Below are 18,674 nucleotides of genomic sequence, written 5' to 3' on the forward strand. Positions count from 1 at the left end.
ACCGGTGCCCGGCAACCCCGGTCGCCTACACAGTGCTCATGGCCGTTCCGAACGCCCCTGGCACCCCCCTGACGACCAGTGGATACACCCTGCACATCGCCGACCGCCCGGCCGAGGTGGCGGCCGCCCAGCGGCTGCGGCACGAGGTGTTCGGCACCGAACTCGGCGCCACCCTGCGCCCCGGCGCCGCCGGGCTGGACACCGACGACCTCGACCCCTGGTGCGACCACCTGATCGTCCGCGAGGAGCGGACCGGCGCGGTGGTCGGCACGTACCGGCTGCTGCCGCCGGGGCGCACCGACCGCCGGTACGCCGAGCAGGAGTTCGACCTGACCGCGCTCGACCCGCTCCGGGACGACCTGGTCGAGGTCGGTCGCTCCTGCGTGCACCCGGACCACCGCTCCGGAGCGGTGATCAACCTGATGTGGGCCGGCATCGCCCGCTACCTGCACCTGCGGGGACGCCGCTGGCTGGGCGGCTGCGCCTCGGTGCCGCTGACCGACGGCGGGCACACCGCCGCCGGGGTGTGGGAGCGGGTGCGGGCCGGGCACCTCGCGCCCCCGCCGCTGCGGGTCCGGCCGCACCGCCCCTGGTTCGCCGAGCCGGACGCCCCGCCGGCCGACGACGCCGGGCGGACCGTGGTGCCGCCGCTGCTGCGCGGATATCTGCGGCTGGGCGCGTGGGTCTGCGGCGAACCCGCCTACGACCCGGACTTCGCGGTGGCCGACTTCTACGTGCTGCTCAGCCTGGACCGGATGAACCCGCGCTATCTGCGGCACTTCCTCGGTGACCCGGCCGCCCCACGCCGGGCCGGGGCCACGGCGTGAGCGCCGTCGGGTACGACCTCTGGCGTCCGCTCTCCGCGTGCGGCGCGGACTGCCTGCCGGCCGACGGCCACGTGTCGGCCGTACCGGTCACCCGGCGGGTGGCCCGCCTGCTGGCCGTACTCGGGATGCTGCTGGCCGGAGCCGCGCTGGCCGCCGCGCTGCCGCTGCTGCCCGCTCCCGCCCGGCGGGCCGGGTGCCGGGTCTGGGCGCGCGGCACGGCGCGGGCGTTCGGCGTGCGGCTGGTGGTCCGGGGTCGACCGCCGCGCGGCCGGGCGCTGCTGGTCGCCAACCACGTCTCCTGGCTGGACGTCATGGCGCTGCTCGCGGTCGCCCCGGCCCGGATGCTGGCCAAGAGGGAGGTGCGGGACTGGCCCCTGGTCGGCCTGCTCGCCCGAGGGGCCGGCACGGTCTTCGTCGACCGCTCCCGCCCCCGGGCGCTGCCGGCGACCGTGCGCCGGGTGGCCGACCTGCTCCGGGCGGGCCGGCAGGTCGCGGTCTACCCGGAGGGAACCACCTGGTGCGGTACGGTCGACCCGGTCCACGCCCGACCCCGGCCGGGCTTCCGGCCGGCGGTGTTCCAGGCGGCGGTCGACACCGGCACACCGGTCGTGCCGGTCCGGATCGCCTACCGCTGCGCCTCGGCCGGCGTCGACACCACCGTCCCGGCCTTCCTCGGCGAGGAGAACCTCTGGCGGTCGATACGGCGGGTGCTCGGCGCCCGGGACCTGGTGGTGTCGGTGACCGTCGGCGCGGCCCTGCACCCCGGGCCCGGGGCGGACCGGCGCGGCCTGGCCCGGACGGCGGAGTCCGCGCTGCGGCTGATGCCGGTGTGGAAGAGTGGCACCTGAGTCCGGTTCCCCGAGCCGGACGGCTTTCAGGGTTTTTGCAGGAAGCGCCCAGCCCGGGCGCAGCGTCGTCACGGATGATGGCCACATGGCCCCTACCCAGACCGAGGCGCGACTGCTCGTCGTCGAGGACGACCCCAACATCCTCGAACTCCTCTCCGCGAGCCTGCGTTTCGCCGGCTTCGACGTGGCGACGGCGACCAGCGGCAGCGCGGCGTTGAGCGCCGCCAAGGACCATCGCCCCGACCTGGTCGTCCTCGACGTGATGCTGCCCGACCTCGACGGCTTCGAGGTGATCCGGATGCTCCGCGAGGGCGGCACCCGGACACCGGTGGTCTTCCTGACCGCGCGGGACGCCACCGACGACAAGATCCGGGGCCTGACGCTGGGCGGCGACGACTACGTCACCAAGCCGTTCAGCCTGGAGGAGCTGACCGCCCGGATCCGGGCGGTGCTGCGGCGCACGGTCACCGGGGAGCATTCGCCGTCCCGCCTCACCTTCGCCGACCTGGAGCTGGACGAGGAGACCCACGAGGTCCACCGCGCCGGGCAGCGGGTGCAGCTCTCGCCGACCGAGTTCAAGCTGCTGCGCTACCTGATGCTCAACGCCAACCGGGTGCTGTCCAAGGCGCAGATCCTCGACCACGTCTGGAACTACGACTTCCGGGGCGACGACAACATCGTCGAGTCGTACATCTCCTACCTGCGGCGAAAGGTGGACAACACCCAGCCCCGCCTGATCCACACCCTGCGTGGGGTCGGCTACGTGCTGCGCAAGCCGGCGGCGTGAACGCCGTCGACCAGGCGAAGGGACGACTGCGGGCCGTACCGCTACGGGTCAAGCTGGTCGCGGCCGTGCTCGCCCTGGTCGCCGCCGCCCTCGTGGTGATCAGCACGCTGACCACCTTCTTCCTCCGCACCTACCTAGTCGACCAGGTGGACGCGGAACTGCGCAGCAACGAGGCGACCATCCGGGGCGCGATCAGCCGCCTGCTGTCCGAGGGAAACCCGCAGAAGGCGGACCTGCCGACCGACTACATGGTCGCGGTGATCGACGCCAGCGGGGTCGAGCCGCTGCGGTACGACACCAGCAACCTGGGCCCGGCGGACCTGCCCGCGTTGTCCGGAACGCTCACCAGCGCCCAGGAGCGCGTCGGTGAGCCGTTCACGGTGCGCTCCCAGGACGGCGGAATCCGCTGGCGGATCCTCTACATCCAGCTGCCCGACGGCCCGGTCCTCGCCATCGGGCAGCACCTCTCCGACGTCGACCAGGCGGTCAAGCAGCTCATCTGGATAGACCTACTGGTCGGTGGCGCGGTGCTGATCCTGCTCGCCTCGATCGGCGCGGCGATCGTACGGACCAGCCTGAAACCGCTTGTCGACATCGAGCGGACGGCCGCCGCGATCGCCGGCGGCGACCTGACCCGACGGGTGCCCGACCCGGAACAGGGCAACGAGTGCCCCACCTCCGAGCTGGGCCGCCTCTCCCGGGCACTGAACTCGATGCTCACCCAGATCGAGGCGGCCTTCACCGCCCGGGCCGCCTCCGAGGCGTCGGCCCGGTGGGCCGAGGCCGCCGCCCGGGACGCCGCCGAGGCGGCGCGGGCCTCCGAAGCCCGGGCGATCCGCTCCGAGGAACGGATGCGGCAGTTCGTCGCGGACGCCTCGCACGAGCTGCGGACCCCGCTGACCACCATCCGGGGCTTCGCCGAGCTGTACCGGCAGGGCGCGGCCCGCGAGCCCGGGGAGACCGCCGGTCTGCTGCGCCGGATCGAGGACGAGGCCGCCCGGATGGGGCTGCTCGTGGAGGACCTGCTGCTGCTGGCGCGGCTCGACCGGGAACGGCCGCTGTCGCTCGCGCCGGTGGAGCTGCCAGTGCTCGCCGCCGACGCCGTCCAGGCCGCCCGGGTGGTCGCCCCGGACCGCCGGATCAGCCTGGACATCGCCCCGAACTCCGGTCCGCTCGTGGTCCGGGGCGACGACGCCCGGTTGCGGCAGATCATCGGCAACCTGATGACCAACGCGCTGACCCACACCCCACCGGACGCGTCGGTGACCCTACGGCTGCGCGCCGAGGACGCGACGGCCGTGGTGGAGGTGGTCGACACCGGGCCGGGGCTCTCCGAGGAGCAGGCCGAACGGGTCTTCGAGCGGTTCTACCGGGCCGACGCGGCGCGCACCCGACGGGTCGGCGGGGCCAACGGGACCGGGCTGGGACTGGCCATCGTCGCCGCCCTGGTCGCCGTGCACCAGGGCACCGTGGAGACGGTGCCCACCCCCGGAGGCGGCGCGACGTTCCGGGTCCGGCTGCCGCTGGCCCCCGAGGAGCCGGGTGACTCCGTGGAGGAAGCAGCCAGCGACGGCCGGTGATTTTCAGGCAACATTCAGGCGGGTTCCAGGCTGGACGCAGCCCGTCGAGGCAAGGTAGGGACATGACCGAGTACGAGACCGACCCGCAGCGGCGACCGGCCGACGCCGAGCCGGTGCACCCCACCGCCGAGCTGCCCCGCGCCGAGCACGCGCAGTCGCCGTACGCCCCGGACGCCGCTGCGCCGTCCGCCGACCGTTCCGGGGCCGACGCGTCCACGGTGACGCCCCCCGCCCCCGACGTGCCGGCGACCGGCCCCGCCCCGGCCGGTGCCCCCACGTCCTCGTTCGCCTCGACCGCCGCCCCGCACGAAGCCCCCGCTCCGGCCGGCGCATCCGGCTCGGCTCCGGCCGATGTTCCCGGCTCGGCTCCGGCCGGCGCTCCGGGCTCGGCTCCGGCTCCGGTCGGCGCTCCCGGGCCGGGCACGGCCGGCGGGCCGCAGGGCTGGCGACCGGCCGACCCGACGCCTCCCTCCGCCCCGCCCTACCCGGGCCACGCGTCCGCCCAGCCCGGTCACCCCTCGTCCGGCGGCCCCTACCCGAACACCCCCTGGTATCCGGGGAACCAGGGCGGTTGGCACGCCGGCCACCCGGGGCAGGCGGGCCCGTTCGGCCCCGTGCCGCCCGGTGGGCCGGTGCCGCCGTGGGCGCAGGGCCCGGCCCCCCGTCCCGCCCAGCCGGGTCGGGTGGCCAAGTTCGCCGCCGCCGGGGTCGCCGTGCTGGCCCTGATGTTCGGTTCCGGTGTCGGTGGGGGCGTGCTCGCGCTCGCGCTGTTCGAGGACGCCGGCACCAAGGTCACCTACTCCGCCGCTCCGGTGCTCGACGGCGCCGATCTGCCGAAGATCGCCGCTGGCGTGCAGGACAGCGTGGTCTCCATCCAGGCCGGCAGCGGCGAGGGTTCCGGTGTCATCCTCAGCGCCGACGGATTCGTGCTGACCAACAACCACGTGGTCGCCTCTGCCGGCCGGGAGTCCGTGCAGGTGGTCTTCGCCAACGGCAAGCGCGCCACCGCCGAGGTCGTCGGCACCGACCCGAGGACCGACCTCGCGGTGGTGAAGGCGTCCGGCGTCTCCGGCCTCCAGCCGGCCAAGCTCGGCGACAGCGACGCGATGCAGGTCGGCGACCAGGTGCTCGCCCTGGGCAGCCCGCTCGGCCTCCAGGGATCGGTGACCGCCGGCATCATCAGCGCCCGGGACCGGACCATCCGGGCCGGCAGCCAGCAGGACCCGCAGGCCGGCGGCAGCTCCATCTCCGGCCTGCTCCAGACCGACGCCCCGATCAACCCGGGCAACTCCGGCGGCGCGCTGGTCAACACCCGCGGCGAGGTGATCGGCATCAACACCGCGATCGCCACCAGCGGCCAGAGCAGCGGGAACATCGGCGTCGGCTTCGCCATCCCGAGCAACAAGGCCAAGCTCGTCGCCGAGCAGCTCCAGCGGGGCGAGGACGTCAGCCACCCCTCGCTCGGGGTCAGCGTCACCGGTGCCGAGGGCGGCGGCGCGCTGGTCTCCACGGTCACCCCGGGCAGCGCCGCCGAGAAGGCCGGCCTGCGCCAGGGCGACGTGATCACCAAGTTCGGCGACAAGAGCATCGGCGACTCGAACGACCTGGTGGCGGCCGTGCAGGCCGGCAAGGTCGGCGACCGGGTGGAGATCGAGTACCGCCGCGACGGCGCGACCGCCACCGTCACCGCGACGCTCGCCGAGGCATCCTGACCGAAACTGTCTCCTCCCCACAGGCGGCGGGCGGCGGAACCGAGGGGGTCGGTTCCGTCGCCCGCCGTCCCCCTGTGCCCACCCGGGCCGGGTGAGGTCACCTCACCCCGGTCGCGGGCACCGTCGACGGCATCCGTGGGCGGCAGGGGAGAGGGGAGCGGCATGACCACAGCGAGGAGACGACCCACCGACGGGCAGATCCAGCAGGACGTCTCCGAGGAGCTGGTCTGGGAGCCCCGCGTCCCGTCGACCGGGGTTGGGGTGACCGTCCACGACGGGGTGGTGACGCTCACCGGCCAGGTGGGCAGCTACGCGGAACGGTGGGCCGCCCAGCGGAGCGCGCAGCGGGTGCGCGGGGTCCGGGCGGTCGCCGACGACCTGGAGGTGCGCCTCGGCGCCGACGCGGAACGCACCGATGCCGAGGTGGCGCTCGCGGCGGTCCGGGCGCTCGAATGGGACAGCTACGTGCCGGCCGAGCGGCTCGACGTCACCGTCGCCAACGGCTGGGTGATGCTCCGTGGCCAGGTGGAGTTCGGCTTCCAGCGGCGCACGGCCGAGAGCGAGCTGCGCCGGCTGCGCGGCGTGCGGGGCATCACGAACCTGGTCCGGGTACGCCCCCGTGGCCCGTCCACCGGGCAGGAGCTGCGCCAGCGGATCCAGCGGACGCTGACGCGCCGGGCCGGCACGGAGGGGATCACGGTCGAGGTGGCCGGGGACGCCGTGTTGCTCGCCGGCACGGTGCGCACCCTGGCCGACCGGGACGAGGCGGAACGTATCGCCTGGTCGACCCCGGGGGTCTGCGTGGTGCGTACCGAGGTGTCCGTCTCCGGCTGAGCCGGCCCGGTCGTTTACCCGCGGCGTTGACGGGAAGACGCCGTCCGGAACCTGACAGGGGAGGCGTCTCGTCGTGAACCACTCGTCCGCCGCGCGCGAGGGGCCGTTGCGGATCGCCATGGTGGTGCCCCCCTGGTACCCGGTGCCCCCGTCCGGCTACGGCGGCCTCGAACAGGTGGTGGCCGGTCTGGTCGACGGTCTGGTCGACCGGGGACACCGGGTGACGGTCTTCGGCGCGGGTGCCCGCCACGGCACGGACGCGGCCTACGTCCCGACGGTCGGCGAACTCCAGCACGAGCGGCTCGGCGAGTCCCTGCCCGAACTGGCCCACCTGGCCCGGGTGCACCGTGCGCTCGACCCGGCCCGGTTCGACGTGGTCCACGACCACACCACGATCGGGCCGCTGATGGCCGACCGGCGGAGCCTCCCCACGGTCGCCACCGTGCACGGCAACCCGGTCGGTGAGTACGGCGACGTGCTGAGCCAGGTGCCCCCCTCGGTCGGCCTGGTCGCCATCTCGCACGCCCAGCGCCGGCTGAACACCGGCCTGCCCTGGGTCGGGACCGTGCACAACGCCCTGGAGACCGCGCTCTTCCCGCGTAAGCACGCGCCGGGCACCGGTCCGGTGCTCTGGCTGGCCCGGTTCAGCCCGGACAAGGGCCCGGAGGTGGCCGTCGCGGCCTGCCGGGCGGCGGGGCTGCCGCTGGTGCTGGCAGGCAAGTGCAACGAGCCGGGCGAGCGTCGCCACTACACGGAGGTGGTCGAGCCGTTGCTCGGGCCGGACGTGCGGGTGGTGTTCGACGCCGACCGGGAGACCTGCCTGCGGCTGCTGGTGGAGGCCCGCTGCCTGATCATGCCGATCCAGTGGGACGAGCCGTTCGGCATGGTGATGGTCGAGGCGATGGCGACCGGCACCCCGGTGGTCGCGCTGAACCGGGGCGCCGTGCCCGAGGTGGTCCGGCCCGGGGTCACCGGACTGGTCTGTGACCGGCCGGAGGAGCTGCCGGCCGCGCTGCGCGAGGCGGCCCGCCTGCGGCCGGAGGACTGCGTGGCGCACGTGGCGGAGCACTTCTCCGCCGCCGGGATGGCGCGTGGATACGAGGCCGTGTACCGGCGCTCGGCCGCCCGGACGCACACCGCTCCCGCCGGGGCGGTCCGGACGCCCGTCCGCTGATGGATCGCCCACGCTCATCGAGCCCTCGGCCAGCGGTCGACGGTGAACCCGATTGACGGCGGGTTCGCGCGCTGGCTAGGGTTCGCCCCGTGTCGAGCCCCGAGGCGTCCAGACGCTAGCCACCGGTCTCCGGTGGCGGTGACGTCGCGCTGAAGCGCTGTCGGATCTCCCGACGGCGCGGTTCCGCCGTACCTGCCACCCGACGCCGTGGGCTGTCTCTCGCGAGGCCGCGACCAGGCTCACCGTCCTCGTCGCCTCCGTGCCGCAGCCCGGTTCCCCCCTCGCGCGGTGGTTCCCGTGCGCTCTGCCCGGACCGATGGCCCGTCGCCGTCCGGCCGTGCCCGCCGTGGTTCCACCGCGTCCTCTTTCATCCATGTACGTCGAGGGACGTGGTGTGCCGTGCCAATTGCCATCTACCTGCTCGGACTGGCGGTCTTCGCCCAGGGGACGTCCGAGTTCATGCTGTCCGGCCTGCTCCCGGACATCGCCCGTGACCTGCGTGTCTCCGTCCCGGCGGCGGGAGTGCTGACGTCTGCCTTCGCCGGAGGAATGATCATCGGTGCGCCGCTGACGGCCATCCTCAGCCTGCGGTGGCCGAAACGACGGGCACTGCTGGTCTTCCTGCTCGTCTTCATCCTGGTGCACGTCGTCGGGGCGGTCACCACCGACTTCGAGGTCCTGCTGGCCAGCCGGGTCGTCGGAGCGCTGGCGTACGCCGGCTTCCTGGCCGTCGGCCTGGCCACGGCGACCGGGATGGCCGGGCCCGACGCCCGGGGCCGGGCCGCCGCCGTCCTGCTCGGTGGCATCACCCTGGCCTGCGTCGCCGGGGTGCCCGCCGGTGCCCTGCTCGGTCAGCTGTGGGGCTGGCGATCGGCGTTCTGGGCGGTGGCCGTCGTCTCGGTGCCCGCCGTCGTCGCCATCCTGCGCTCGGTCCCGGCCGGCGCGCCCGACGTGGCCGCCCCCGGCGCCCGGCGGGAACTGCGGGCGCTGCGCCGCCCCCGCCTGCTCGTGCACCTGCTCCTGGGCGCCCTGGTGAACGGCGCGACCTTCTGCACCTTCACCTACCTGGCTCCGCTGGTCACCGACGTCAGCGGGTTCGGCCGGCAGTGGGTGCCCGTCCTGCTGGTCCTCTTCGGCCTGGGATCGTTCGCCGGGGTGACCATCGGGGGCCGCATGTCGGACTCCCGACCGATGCGACTCCTCGTGCCCGGTGGGCTGGCCCTGCTCGTCGGCTGGCTCCTGTTCACGGTCACCGCGGAGCATGCGTACGTGGTGTTCCTGCTGGTCTTCGTCCAGGGGACCCTGTCGTTCGCGGTCGGTTCCACCCTCGTCACCCGGGCGCTGTACGAAGCCGTCGACGCGCCGTCCCTGGGTGGCTCGTTCGCGACCGCCGCCCTCAACGTGGGCGCGGCCCTCGGCCCCCTGCTGGGCGGGGCCGCCATCGGGGCGGGATTCGGCTACCGGTCTCCACTGTGGGTCAGTGCGCTGCTGGTCGCCCTGGCGTTCCTGACCGCCGGACTCGCCCGGACGGTGCGCCGGTCAGGACCGGACGGACCCGTCGGGGAGGCGGTCCCCATCTGACGCCGGTCGACCCGGCCGGGCGAGGCGAGTGCCGAGGTAAATCCTGCGCGACTGCTCGCCTCGCCCGGTACGGTCGCGGGCGTGTCCGCACTGCGGGAAGCCCGACGGCTCCGTGTGGGGCCGCCCCGGCAGTTTCATACGGAGAGTAGGTCTGGTCGATGGCGTGTCGGATCAGTGAACTCGTGCTCGAATGCCGCGACCCGGAGGCGCTGGCGCGGTTCTGGTGCGAGGTCCTGGACTTCGTGGTGCTCGATCGCGAAGAGGACGGCAGCCTGGAGATCGGGCCGCGCGAAGGGTTCGGCGGTCCGCAGCCGACGATCATCCTCAGCCCCCGCGACGAGCCGGAGCGGGCGAAGCCCCGGCTGCACATCGACGTCAACGCCACCGACCGCGACCAGGACGCCGAACTCGAACGCCTCCTGGGGATCGGGGCGCGTCCGGTCGACATCGGCCAGACCGGCGAGGAGTCCTGGCACGTTCTCGCCGACCCCGAGGGCAACGAGTTCTGCCTGCTCAGGGCCCGCCTCAACCCGCTCTGACGGCGCTGGGCCCCCGGTGCGCTCCGGATACCCGGCCCGGTGGGCCGGGACCGGACCCGAGGCGGGTCAGGCGCAGGGCGGCTGCGCCGGGGTCCCGTCCGGCAGCAGTTCCCGCTCGGTTTCCGTGTAGTCGCGACCGGCAACGGCGCACAGGGTACGGAACTGGACCTCGGGACGCAGGTCGAAGGTGAGCTCACGCAGACGGAAGGTCTCGTCGCCATCCCGCATGACGACGGTCAGGTGTTCCCCTCGCATGTGCTCTGCCGGCTGGCCGAGGACATGCAGGGTGTCGGAGTTGCTGGCATCGGTCAGGTCATGGATCGTCACCTCGCCCTCCTCGTAGCTGACGACGCGGTCGCCCTTGCCGATGCCGATCAGGGCGTGACTCGTCGAGACGGACGCGCTGCCGGCCAGTTGCTTCTGCCCGTCGACGTCCCAGACCCGCACCACCCCGCCGGTGTTCTGCACGGCGAGCCGGGAACCGCTCTCGTCGAACACGAGCGGCGGCCTCTCGGGTTCGCGGTCGTAGCCGGTCGGCGAGCTGACCGCGTGCCCCGACAGGGTCGCGATGTGCCGGGGGGTGCGGAGGTCCCACAGCAGGATCTGGCCGGGGCCCATACTGCTCCGGGTGACCACCGCGACCTGGCCGGGGTGTTGCGGTCGGGCGACGAGGTGACCCTTGATGAAGACCTCGCCGATATGGCGAGGGCCGGTCCAGGGGGCGGATTGGGCGAGGAACGGTCGGGTGAGCAGGGCCGCGCTGGCGGCGTCGACCCGGGCGAGGTGGCCGTCGACGGTCGACAGGGCCACCTCGCTGCCCTCCAGGGCGACGACTCGCTCCACCTCGCCGCCCTGGAGGCCCCGATCACCGTCACTCACCAGCGCCTTCACCCCGGGTAGCACGTCGTCGAGGGGCACCCGGTCGCGCAGGTCACGTGCCGGGTATGCCGCGAGGAGATTGCCCTGCGTGGTCCAGAGCACGACCCACTGGGAGTCCGCGGTCCAGGTGGGCGTGACATGTGGAAAGTAATTGTCGCCGAGTGGTGGAAGCGGCACCGACTGGCGGCGGGTTCCGCCTGAGTCGACGACCTGCAGGCTCTGCTCGTCAGCTATGGCCAGGAAACGCCCGTCCGGGGACAGACGGAAGGCGGCGTCATTGACGGCGGGAAAGGGGCCGCCGGTGTCCTTCTCGGCACGTACCACCATCAGCGCGGTGCCGAGCGGCGCGAGGACGACCAGCCCACCGTCGTGGTGCGGCACCGCCGCGAGGCCGGGGTCGGAGAGTTCGTGCGCGCGGGGGATCCGGGCGTGGTAGCTCTCCCCGGTGCTCAGGTCGACCAGGGTCTCCTCGTCGTACTGTCCGGCGTCGGAGCGGTTCCCGGAGTTGCGTGGCAACGGGTGGTATCGCGAGGTGCCGTCCATGATGCCGCCGGCGGCGAACAGGTCGGTCCGACGGCCGGGGACAGCGCCGAGAGGCTGTGAGTACTCGGTGTCACCGTCCCTCCACACCAGGAGTTCGCCGCCGGCCCCCAGCCAGACCTCGCTGCTCAGGTTGATCTTCTTGGTGGAGGTGTACCGCAGTCGGGCGGTGCGGAAGTCCCTGATCTCGACCCGCTTGTCGTTGTCCGGGGTATAGCTGATCGTGACGACGAAGTTCGGGTCAGCGGTGAACGCCGCCTCGTCTGCTCCTCCCGCCGGGGCGATCCCCTCCGGTACGCGGATGCGGGAGCCGGACTCGGCCTCCCAGGCTTCCGCGAAGGATTCCTCGGCATTGTTCTTCATGGTCAGGAGCAGCCGCCTGCTGTCGCTGCTGAAATCCAACGTGGCCCTCGACACCGTCGCCGGCTGACGAGCCAGGGGCAGGAGCACCGGGTCCGGGGAGCCGTCCAGTCGCCACATGTGCACCGCGCCAGCGGCGGTCACGGCGAAGAACCGACCGTCCGGGCTGAGGGCGTTCCACTGGACCAGCCCCTTCGGGGCGTCGCGCAGCTCCCGTGCGCGTGGCTTGCCGTGCACGGCTCCGGTGACCGCGGTGTACACGGGCTGGTTGCCACCGAGCGTCGACCGGAGCACCAGGACCCGACCGTCCGGGGTGGCCACCAGATCATTGGCCTGCCCCCGCCAGACCGACGGGTAGCTACCCAGCAGGTCCTGCCCGCGTACGTACTGGGTCAGCAGAGCCTGGCGGGTCGCGGGGGTCTGCCGGGCGTTCCAGGCGGCCAGCGCGAGCTGCAACGCCGTGGCGGGATCGTCGGCCGGGTGGTCCGCGGAGGCCTGGGCGAGCAGGTTCGCGGCCTGGAGGCGGAGCTGCCGTTCGGCGCGCTGTAGGCCCTGCCAGGTGGAGAACGCCAGAACGAGGGAGATCACGGTGAGCAGAGCGAGCGCTCCGATCGCCGCCCGGCGGACGCGGATCCTGCGACGGGAATGGTGACGGCTCAGCTGGATGTAGGCGTACTCCTCGGCGGAGACATCCTTGCGGTGCCGGGCCAGCCTGCGGTCCGCCTCGGCCAGGTCGACCCCGCTCAGCAGGCGCGCGGAGTCGCTCTTCCGGGCCTGCCAGCGGTGCAGGTCGGCGCGCAGTTGCTCCTGCCAGGCCCGGAAGTCCCGGGACTCCACGAGCCATCCGTGCAGGAGCGGCCAGAGCCCGGTCAGCGCTTCGTGCGCCAGGTCGACGATCTCCTCCTGCCCGGCACCGCCCGGGGCGTGCGAGAGGACGAGGAGTTTCCCGGGGGCCAGTTCCCGGACCAGTTCGACCAGCTCGGGGGCGAGGTCCGCGGTACGGGCCGGCCTGCGGACGAAGGCGTCGTTGTCGCCCGGTCGCGCCAGCTGCGCGAACAGCCGGGGGGCGAGATCCTGCTGTTCCCGGGTCAGCGCGGCGTAGACGCCGTCCGCGTAGTTGACGAGCGCCCCCGCGACGCCTCCCAGGTCGTCGTAGGCGGCATGGGTGAGCATCGAACGGCTGCGGCGCTGCCACAACTCGGTCAGAGTGAACTGGACCAGGGGCATCCGTCCGGGCTCGTCGCCCGCGTCCGCGACGATCCTCTCCGGCAGTCCCGGTTCGAACCACAGTCCCGGCACGGCGTCCACGGGCGCGGTCACCGCGCGCCTCAGGTCGTCGGCGGCCAGCGGCGCGAGGAACTGCACGGCGTCGCTGACGAGGTGGGACGTGCCGGCCGTCACCAGCACGTCCAGGGAGTCGGGGCGGGCGGTGGCGATGATCCGTAGCGCGCCTGTCCCAGTCCCGCCGGCCAGGCCGGAGAGCAGCCGGAAGAGTTCGCGCGCGTCGGCCGGTACGGCGCGGGCGTACTCCTCGAACTGGTCGACGAAGAGGACGTAGCCGGTGCCCTGGGCGCGTGCGAGGACCCGGCCGCGCAGTTCGGCGAGTATTCCTTCGTCAGTGGCGAGAAGTCGCGCCAGTTCTTCGGCTCGGGTGAGGCGCTCGACCTCGCCGAGCCCCGGTTCCAGGACATCGGTCAGCGCCCGGGCCAGAATCGAGGTCGCGTGAGCGCCCGGAACGGGCCGCAACTCGCATACGCTCATGCCTTCGCCTCGTAGCCGGGGCAGCACCCCGGCCTGCACGAGGGACGACTTTCCGCATCCCGACGGTCCCACCACGAGCGTCACCGGCCGCCGGTGAACGGCCTCGTGTATCCGGATGGTGTCGCTCTCTCGACCGTGGAAGAACTCGGCATCCTCTTCGGTGAATGCCGTCAGCCCCTGAAAGGGGCAGGGGGACGGCAGAGTGTGCTCGTCGATCAGGTCAGCCGACGGCAGCAGATACGCGGTGGTCGCGCCTCGGTGCACGGCGACCGTCATCCCGACGACCCCGTCCTGCACGTCGTCCCAGACCGGCGATCCGCTGAATCCTTCCGCGACTCGCGGCCCGGGCAGATGCGCCTCCATCTGGAGCAGGCCCGAACCCTGCTCGGCCCGCAGCGTGCCCGACACCCAGCAGCCGTGATCAGCCCCAGCCGGGTAGCCGAACACCCGGAACGAGTGCCCCCAGACGCCGGTCCCGTCGACGAGCCTCGCCGGCCGTGCGCCCTCGACCGGCGCATCGAGCCGCAGCAGGGCGACGTCAGCTCCCCCGTGACGCCAGGAAAGCACACTCGCCCGCACCGAGGGGCGGGCGGGCAGCAACGGGAAGTCGAGGTCCACGCGCCCACTGGGTGCCTCTTCCACGGACGCCGGCAGGTCGAACACCTGCGCGACGACGTGAGCGCAGGTGCACACCACGTCCGGAGCTATCAGGAAACCCGCACCGACCACCTCGCCGTCGGCCAGGCGTATCCGCGCCTGCGAGGCCTGCAGGCTGTCGGTCCGCCACTCCACGGTCACGGTCCCGCCTTCCTTCCTCCCGTCTCCGCTCACCGGCCCCGGAACGCGACAGCGACGTCGACGGCTGGCCGGCGATCAGAAGGGCGAATCGCAGCTCACTCGTCAGTGGTCGACGCCGACGGTGTGGCGTCGCGCCGTTGCCACTCGAACAGGACCTTCACCTGTCCCTCGACTCCGGTCTCGGCCAACACCAACCGGCCCTTGGCGGTGACCTTCACCCCCAGTTCGATGGCCACCCGATCGGGCGGGTGCGCCTGATTCCACGCCTGTCGGGCGACCCCGGCGGCGATCGTGCGGAACTGGGCGAAGGAGTCCTCGAACGATTCGGTGAGGCGACCCACCACGTCGCCTGCTCGACCTGCCGAAACGATTCCCTCCACCTGTTCGGTCACCTCGGCGAGCACGACCGAACCGTCCGACAGGGGCACCTCGACATAGAACGGCATCTGATCAATTCCCTCCGACGGGCATCCGATGTCCAAATCCAACACGGTATGAGCGACGGTCAAACTCTTGGATCAGCTCAGGCCTATGCCCGCGCGGCGGCGAGACGTTGCAGGGCGGTGTCGAGCTGGCGGGCGTACCCGGGGGTGATCGCGCCCTCGGTGACCCGGCGCGCCACCTTCTCCCGCAGCTGCGCCACCGACTGCGTCACGTCGTGTTGCCCGACGGCCGCCGCGGCGGTCAGGTTGCGCAGGTGGTTGTCCAGGTCGAGGCCGACGTCCTCGCGGATCTCGCCGGCTGTGACCCCGGCGTCGATGAGCTGGTCGAGCCGACCCACCGCGCTCTCCAGCGTCTCCGCGTCCGGATCGGCCGGGGACTGCGAGGGTGCGTCCGCCGGGGGTCGGGACGGCCGTTCGGTGGCCGTCCCGGCCGGGTCGGGCGACTCGCCGGTGGGCTCGACCGCCGGCCCGGTGGTCGGCTGGACCTGCGCGGGCGGAGGTGTCGTCGCGGGGTCGTCCGGCCAGGCCAGCACGACCGGGACGAGCACCGCGACCGCCCCGGCGGCCAAGGCGAGGGCCCACCGGCCCGGTCGCCGGTCCGGTGGTGTGTGCGTCCGCACCCCGTTGGCCGGTGTCCGACCGACCGGTGGGGCGGGTGGCGCCGGTGCGGGGCCGGCCGGCACGGGCACCGGGGCGGGCTCGCTCGGCGGCAGCGGCACGGTCTGCGCGGGAGCCGGTTCGGCGGCCAGTTGCCGGCGCAGCGCCTCGGCGACCTGACGGGCGGTCGGGCGTTCCGCCGGATCCCGGGCGAGACAGCGCAGGCAGGTCCGCGCCACCGGGGGCGGCAGATCCGGTACGCCGGCCAGCGACGGCGCCTCCCGGGTCTCCAACGCCACGCTGAGCTGTTCCCAGGTGTCCGCCGGGTACGGCACCCGGCCGGTCAACGTCTCGTACAGCAGCACGCCGAGGGAGTAGACGTCGGTCGACGGCTGGGCGGGTACCCCGTCGAGGCGCTCCGGTGCGACGTACGCGGGGGTGCCGAACGTGCCGCCGTCCTCGTCCTCGTCCGGGGCGCCGATCCGGGTGGCGATGCCGAAGTCGAGGACCTTCGCCCCGACCGAGGTCATCATCACGTTGGCCGGCGTGATGTCCCGGTGCACGATGCCGAGCCGGTGGGCGGCGGCGAGGGCGTCGGCCACCTGCACGCCGATCTCCACCGCCTCGGTCCAGGGCAGCGGCCCCTCGGTGAGCCGGCACTCCAGCTCCTCGCCGCTGAGCAGCTCCATCACCACGAACGAGGTGATCGTGCCGTCCGGGGCGATCGCCTCGCCGTAGTCGTGCACCGAGGTGACGTGCGGGTGGACGAGCTGCGCGGCGGACCGGGCCTCCTCCCGGACCATGTCCCGGAAGCGGGCGTCGGCGGCCAGCGACGGGGCGAGCACCTTCACCGCGACGATCCGGTCGAGGACCTCGTCGCGGGCCCGCCAGATCACCGACATGCCGCCGGAGCCGATCCGGTCGACCAACCGGTACCGGCGAGCCAGCAGACTGCCGGCGTGAAGCGCTCCCATCACTGAACGCACCTGCCTCGGGTCGGAGCGGTATCAGGTTGCGGGAATGTGTCCGGGGTGTCAACGGTTGGGCGGTTCCGCGGGACGGTACGGCCGCCTGCCACGCCGGGGCGGCGGGCACCGGACCCGGCACGCCGCAGGGGGCGTCGCGCCGTCCACCGGCCGACGTCCGACGGGCACCGACGTGCCAGGATCAACGTCATGACTGACGGTCCGGTGGCGTTCGTGCTGGGTGGCGGGGGAGTGCTGGGCGCGGTCGAGGTGGGCATGCTGCGCGCTCTCTTCCGGGCCGGGCTCCGCCCCGACCTGGTGCTCGGCACCTCGATCGGAGCGGTCAACGGGGCACTCGTCGCCGCCGACCCGACCGAGACGGTGACCGATCGGCTGGTCCGGCTCTGGGCCTCCCCCGAGGCGAGCGAGGTGTACGGCGACTCGGTGGCCCGGCAGTTGCGCCGGTTCGCCGCCCGTACCCACCTGCACTCGCCCCGCCCGCTGCGCCGGTTGCTGGAGGCGGAACTCGGCGCGGAGACCACCTTCGGCGAGCTGAAGGTCCCCTTCCGGTGCTGCGCGGCGAGCATCGAACGCGCCGCCGAGCACTGGTTCAGCACCGGCCCGGTGGTGCCCGCCGTGGTCGCCTCGGCCTCGGTGCCGGGGCTGCTCCCCCCGGCCGAGGTCGGCGGGGAACACTACGTGGACGGTGGCATCGTCAACTCGATCCCGGTGGGCGAGGCGGTCGCGCTCGGCGCGCGCCGGGTCTTCGTCCTCCAGGTGGGCCGGATCGAACGGCCGTTGACCCCACCCCGACGGCCGTGGGAGGTCGCCCAGGTCGCGTTCGAGATCGCCCGCCGGCACCGGTTCGCCCGGGAACTGGCGGCGCTGCCCGACGGGGTCGAGGTACACGTCCTGCCCACCGGGGGCCTGGAGCCCCGGGACGACTCGCCGTGGGCGTACCGGGACATGGCCGCGGTGGGCCGGCGGATCAGCCGCGCGTACATCGCCTCCCGCGACTACCTCGCCGCGCTGGACCGCTGATGCCGTTGCCGCCGCAGTGGATCCGCCGGGTGCTGCTCGCCCCGGCCGTGGTGTTCCTCGCCTTCACGGTGGTCACCACGCTGCCGGTCTGGCTGCTGGTCGCGGCGGCGCTGTCGCCGTTCGTCCCCGGCCGGCTGCGTCCGCTGCGGCTGGTCTGGATCGGTGTCGTCTACCTGGTCTGGGACGCCGCCGCGCTGCTGGCCCTGTTCGGGCTCTGGATCGCCTCCGGCTTCGGCTGGCGGCTCCGCGCCCCCGCCTTCCAACGGGTGCACTACCTGCTCGCCGGCTGGTTCCTGCGGGCGCTCTTCTGGCAGGCCCGCTGGACGCTGCGGCTGAGCATCGACGTGGCCGGCACCGACCCGGACACCGCCCTGCCCGGCCGGCCGGAACTGGTGCTCTGCCGGCACGCCGGCCCGGGTGACTCGTTCATCCTGATCCACGCGCTGGTCAACTGGTTCTACCGGGAACCGAGGATCGTGCTGAAGGACGCCCTCCAGTGGGACCCGGCGATCGACGTCCTGCTCAACCGGCTGCCGACCCGGTTCCTCGCGCCCGGGGCCCGCCGCGACGGGACGGTGCTCGACCAGATCGCCCACCTGGCCACCGGGCTGGACGACAACGACGCGTTCGTCATCTTCCCGGAGGGCGGCAACTTCACCCCCCGGCGGCGGCTGCGGGCCATCGACCGGCTTCGCTCCCGGGGCCTGGAGGGGATGGCGCTGCGCGCCGAGCGGATGCGACACGTGCTCGCGCCCCAGCCGGGCGGGGTGCTCGCCGCCCTCGACGCCGCCCCCGAGGCGGGCGTCATCTTCGTGGCGCACACCGGGCTCGACAGGATGCTGACCGTGGCGGACGTCTGGCGGGAACTGCCGATGGACAAGCGGATCGTCATGCGGTTCTGGTCGGTCCCGCCGGAGGAGGTCCCGACCGGGCGGCAGGAGCGCATCGACTGGCTCTTCGACTGGTGGGCGCGGATCGACCAGTGGATCGAGGCCAACCGCGACGGTACGGCCGCGCTGAGCGGCGACGGGCCGCCTGACGCGTAGGGTGCGCTGCGTGGATCAGATCTGCGTGGTGACGACCGTGGTGGACGCGCGCTCGGTCGCGGACGTGCTGGCGGCGACCGCCGTGGCCGGACGGTTGGCGGCCTGTGCCCAGGTCGGCGGTCAGGTGGACAGCACCTACTGGTGGCAGTCCGCGATGGAGACCAGCGCCGAGTGGTCGGTGCAGTTCAAGACCGCCCCGGACCGGGTGGACGCCCTCGTCGACCAGATCCGGGCCAGCCACCCGTACGAGGTGCCGGAGATCCTGGTCACCCGGGTGGCGAGCGGCAACCCGGACTACTCGGCCTGGGTGCACGAGCAGACCCGGCCCTGAGTACGGGCACTCTGGGTCGACGATGTCCGGC

At 73.3% G+C, this 18,674-nt stretch carries 15 protein-coding genes; 12 read left to right on the forward strand and 3 right to left on the reverse strand.

The window, feature by feature from the left end:
* Positions 1 to 38 precede the first annotated feature (38 nt).
* The 9 genes from GA0070618_RS15565 to GA0070618_RS15605 all read left to right on the forward strand — a co-directional run bounded on the left by GA0070618_RS15565 (position 39) and on the right by GA0070618_RS15605 (position 9,882).
* A complete protein-coding gene (locus GA0070618_RS15565; RefSeq protein WP_088985554.1) occupies positions 39 to 827 on the forward strand; it encodes a GNAT family N-acetyltransferase in 789 nt (262 codons plus the stop codon).
* Positions 824 to 1,675, forward strand: a complete 852-nt coding sequence (locus GA0070618_RS15570) for a lysophospholipid acyltransferase family protein (RefSeq protein WP_088982279.1) — start codon at positions 824 to 826, stop codon at positions 1,673 to 1,675. Before GA0070618_RS15565 ends, GA0070618_RS15570 begins: the two co-directional genes overlap by 4 nt.
* Positions 1,676 to 1,760: 85 nt before the next feature.
* Positions 1,761 to 2,462: a response regulator transcription factor gene (locus GA0070618_RS15575; protein WP_088982280.1), complete on the forward strand. Its 702-nt coding sequence runs from the start codon at positions 1,761 to 1,763 to the stop codon at positions 2,460 to 2,462.
* Positions 2,459 to 4,042: a sensor histidine kinase gene (locus GA0070618_RS15580; RefSeq protein WP_088982281.1), complete on the forward strand. Its 1,584-nt coding sequence runs from the start codon at positions 2,459 to 2,461 to the stop codon at positions 4,040 to 4,042. The genes GA0070618_RS15575 and GA0070618_RS15580 overlap by 4 nt, the downstream gene beginning before the upstream one ends.
* Before the next feature lie 62 nt (positions 4,043 to 4,104).
* A complete protein-coding gene (locus GA0070618_RS15585) occupies positions 4,105 to 5,754 on the forward strand; it encodes a trypsin-like peptidase domain-containing protein (protein ID WP_088982282.1) in 1,650 nt (549 codons plus the stop codon).
* 162 nt (positions 5,755 to 5,916) lie between these two features.
* Positions 5,917 to 6,588 carry a BON domain-containing protein gene (locus GA0070618_RS15590; protein WP_088982283.1) on the forward strand — a complete coding sequence of 224 codons (672 nt, stop codon included), beginning with the start codon at positions 5,917 to 5,919 and terminating at the stop codon, positions 6,586 to 6,588.
* Between the two features lie 118 nt (positions 6,589 to 6,706).
* Positions 6,707 to 7,762 (forward strand): glycosyltransferase family 4 protein, encoded by a 1,056-nt coding sequence (locus GA0070618_RS15595; RefSeq protein ID WP_088985555.1) that lies wholly within the window; start codon positions 6,707 to 6,709, stop codon positions 7,760 to 7,762.
* 399 nt (positions 7,763 to 8,161) lie between these two features.
* Positions 8,162 to 9,343 (forward strand): Cmx/CmrA family chloramphenicol efflux MFS transporter, encoded by a 1,182-nt coding sequence (locus GA0070618_RS15600; protein WP_088982284.1) that lies wholly within the window; start codon positions 8,162 to 8,164, stop codon positions 9,341 to 9,343.
* A 158-nt stretch (positions 9,344 to 9,501) separates the two neighbouring features.
* Complete coding sequence (locus GA0070618_RS15605; protein WP_088982285.1) at positions 9,502 to 9,882, forward strand: VOC family protein; 381 nt, start codon at positions 9,502 to 9,504, stop codon at positions 9,880 to 9,882.
* 66 nt (positions 9,883 to 9,948) lie between these two features.
* On the opposite strand, the gene GA0070618_RS15610 is transcribed toward GA0070618_RS15605, so the two are convergent.
* The 3 genes from GA0070618_RS15610 to GA0070618_RS15620 form a co-directional block, all read right to left on the reverse strand.
* Positions 9,949 to 14,220, reverse strand: a complete 4,272-nt coding sequence (locus tag GA0070618_RS15610; protein ID WP_088982286.1) for an nSTAND1 domain-containing NTPase — start codon at positions 14,218 to 14,220, stop codon at positions 9,949 to 9,951.
* A 95-nt stretch (positions 14,221 to 14,315) separates the two neighbouring features.
* On the reverse strand, positions 14,316 to 14,729 hold the full coding sequence (locus GA0070618_RS15615; RefSeq protein ID WP_143740250.1) for a CU044_2847 family protein: 414 nt from the start codon (positions 14,727 to 14,729) through the stop codon (positions 14,316 to 14,318).
* Positions 14,730 to 14,749: 20 nt separating this feature from the next.
* On the reverse strand, positions 14,750 to 16,234 hold the full coding sequence (locus tag GA0070618_RS15620; RefSeq protein WP_088982288.1) for a serine/threonine-protein kinase: 1,485 nt from the start codon (positions 16,232 to 16,234) through the stop codon (positions 14,750 to 14,752).
* Between the two features lie 201 nt (positions 16,235 to 16,435).
* Here GA0070618_RS15620 and GA0070618_RS15625 point away from each other — a divergent pair, with 201 nt between their 5' ends.
* From GA0070618_RS15625 to cutA, 3 genes are read left to right on the forward strand one after another with little or no spacing between them, the layout of a single operon-like run.
* Positions 16,436 to 17,266, forward strand: coding sequence for a patatin-like phospholipase family protein (locus tag GA0070618_RS15625; protein WP_088982289.1), 831 nt, complete (start codon positions 16,436 to 16,438; stop codon positions 17,264 to 17,266).
* Positions 17,266 to 18,312, forward strand: coding sequence for a 1-acyl-sn-glycerol-3-phosphate acyltransferase (locus tag GA0070618_RS15630; RefSeq protein ID WP_088982290.1), 1,047 nt, complete (start codon positions 17,266 to 17,268; stop codon positions 18,310 to 18,312). The genes GA0070618_RS15625 and GA0070618_RS15630 overlap by 1 nt, the downstream gene beginning before the upstream one ends.
* A gap of 10 nt (positions 18,313 to 18,322) precedes the next feature.
* Positions 18,323 to 18,643, forward strand: a complete 321-nt coding sequence (cutA, locus tag GA0070618_RS15635; RefSeq protein WP_088985556.1) for a divalent-cation tolerance protein CutA — start codon at positions 18,323 to 18,325, stop codon at positions 18,641 to 18,643.
* Positions 18,644 to 18,674: the final 31 nt, after the last annotated feature.

Origin of the sequence: Micromonospora echinospora (assembly GCF_900091495.1) — a bacterium.
Classification (GTDB): domain Bacteria; phylum Actinomycetota; class Actinomycetes; order Mycobacteriales; family Micromonosporaceae; genus Micromonospora; species Micromonospora echinospora.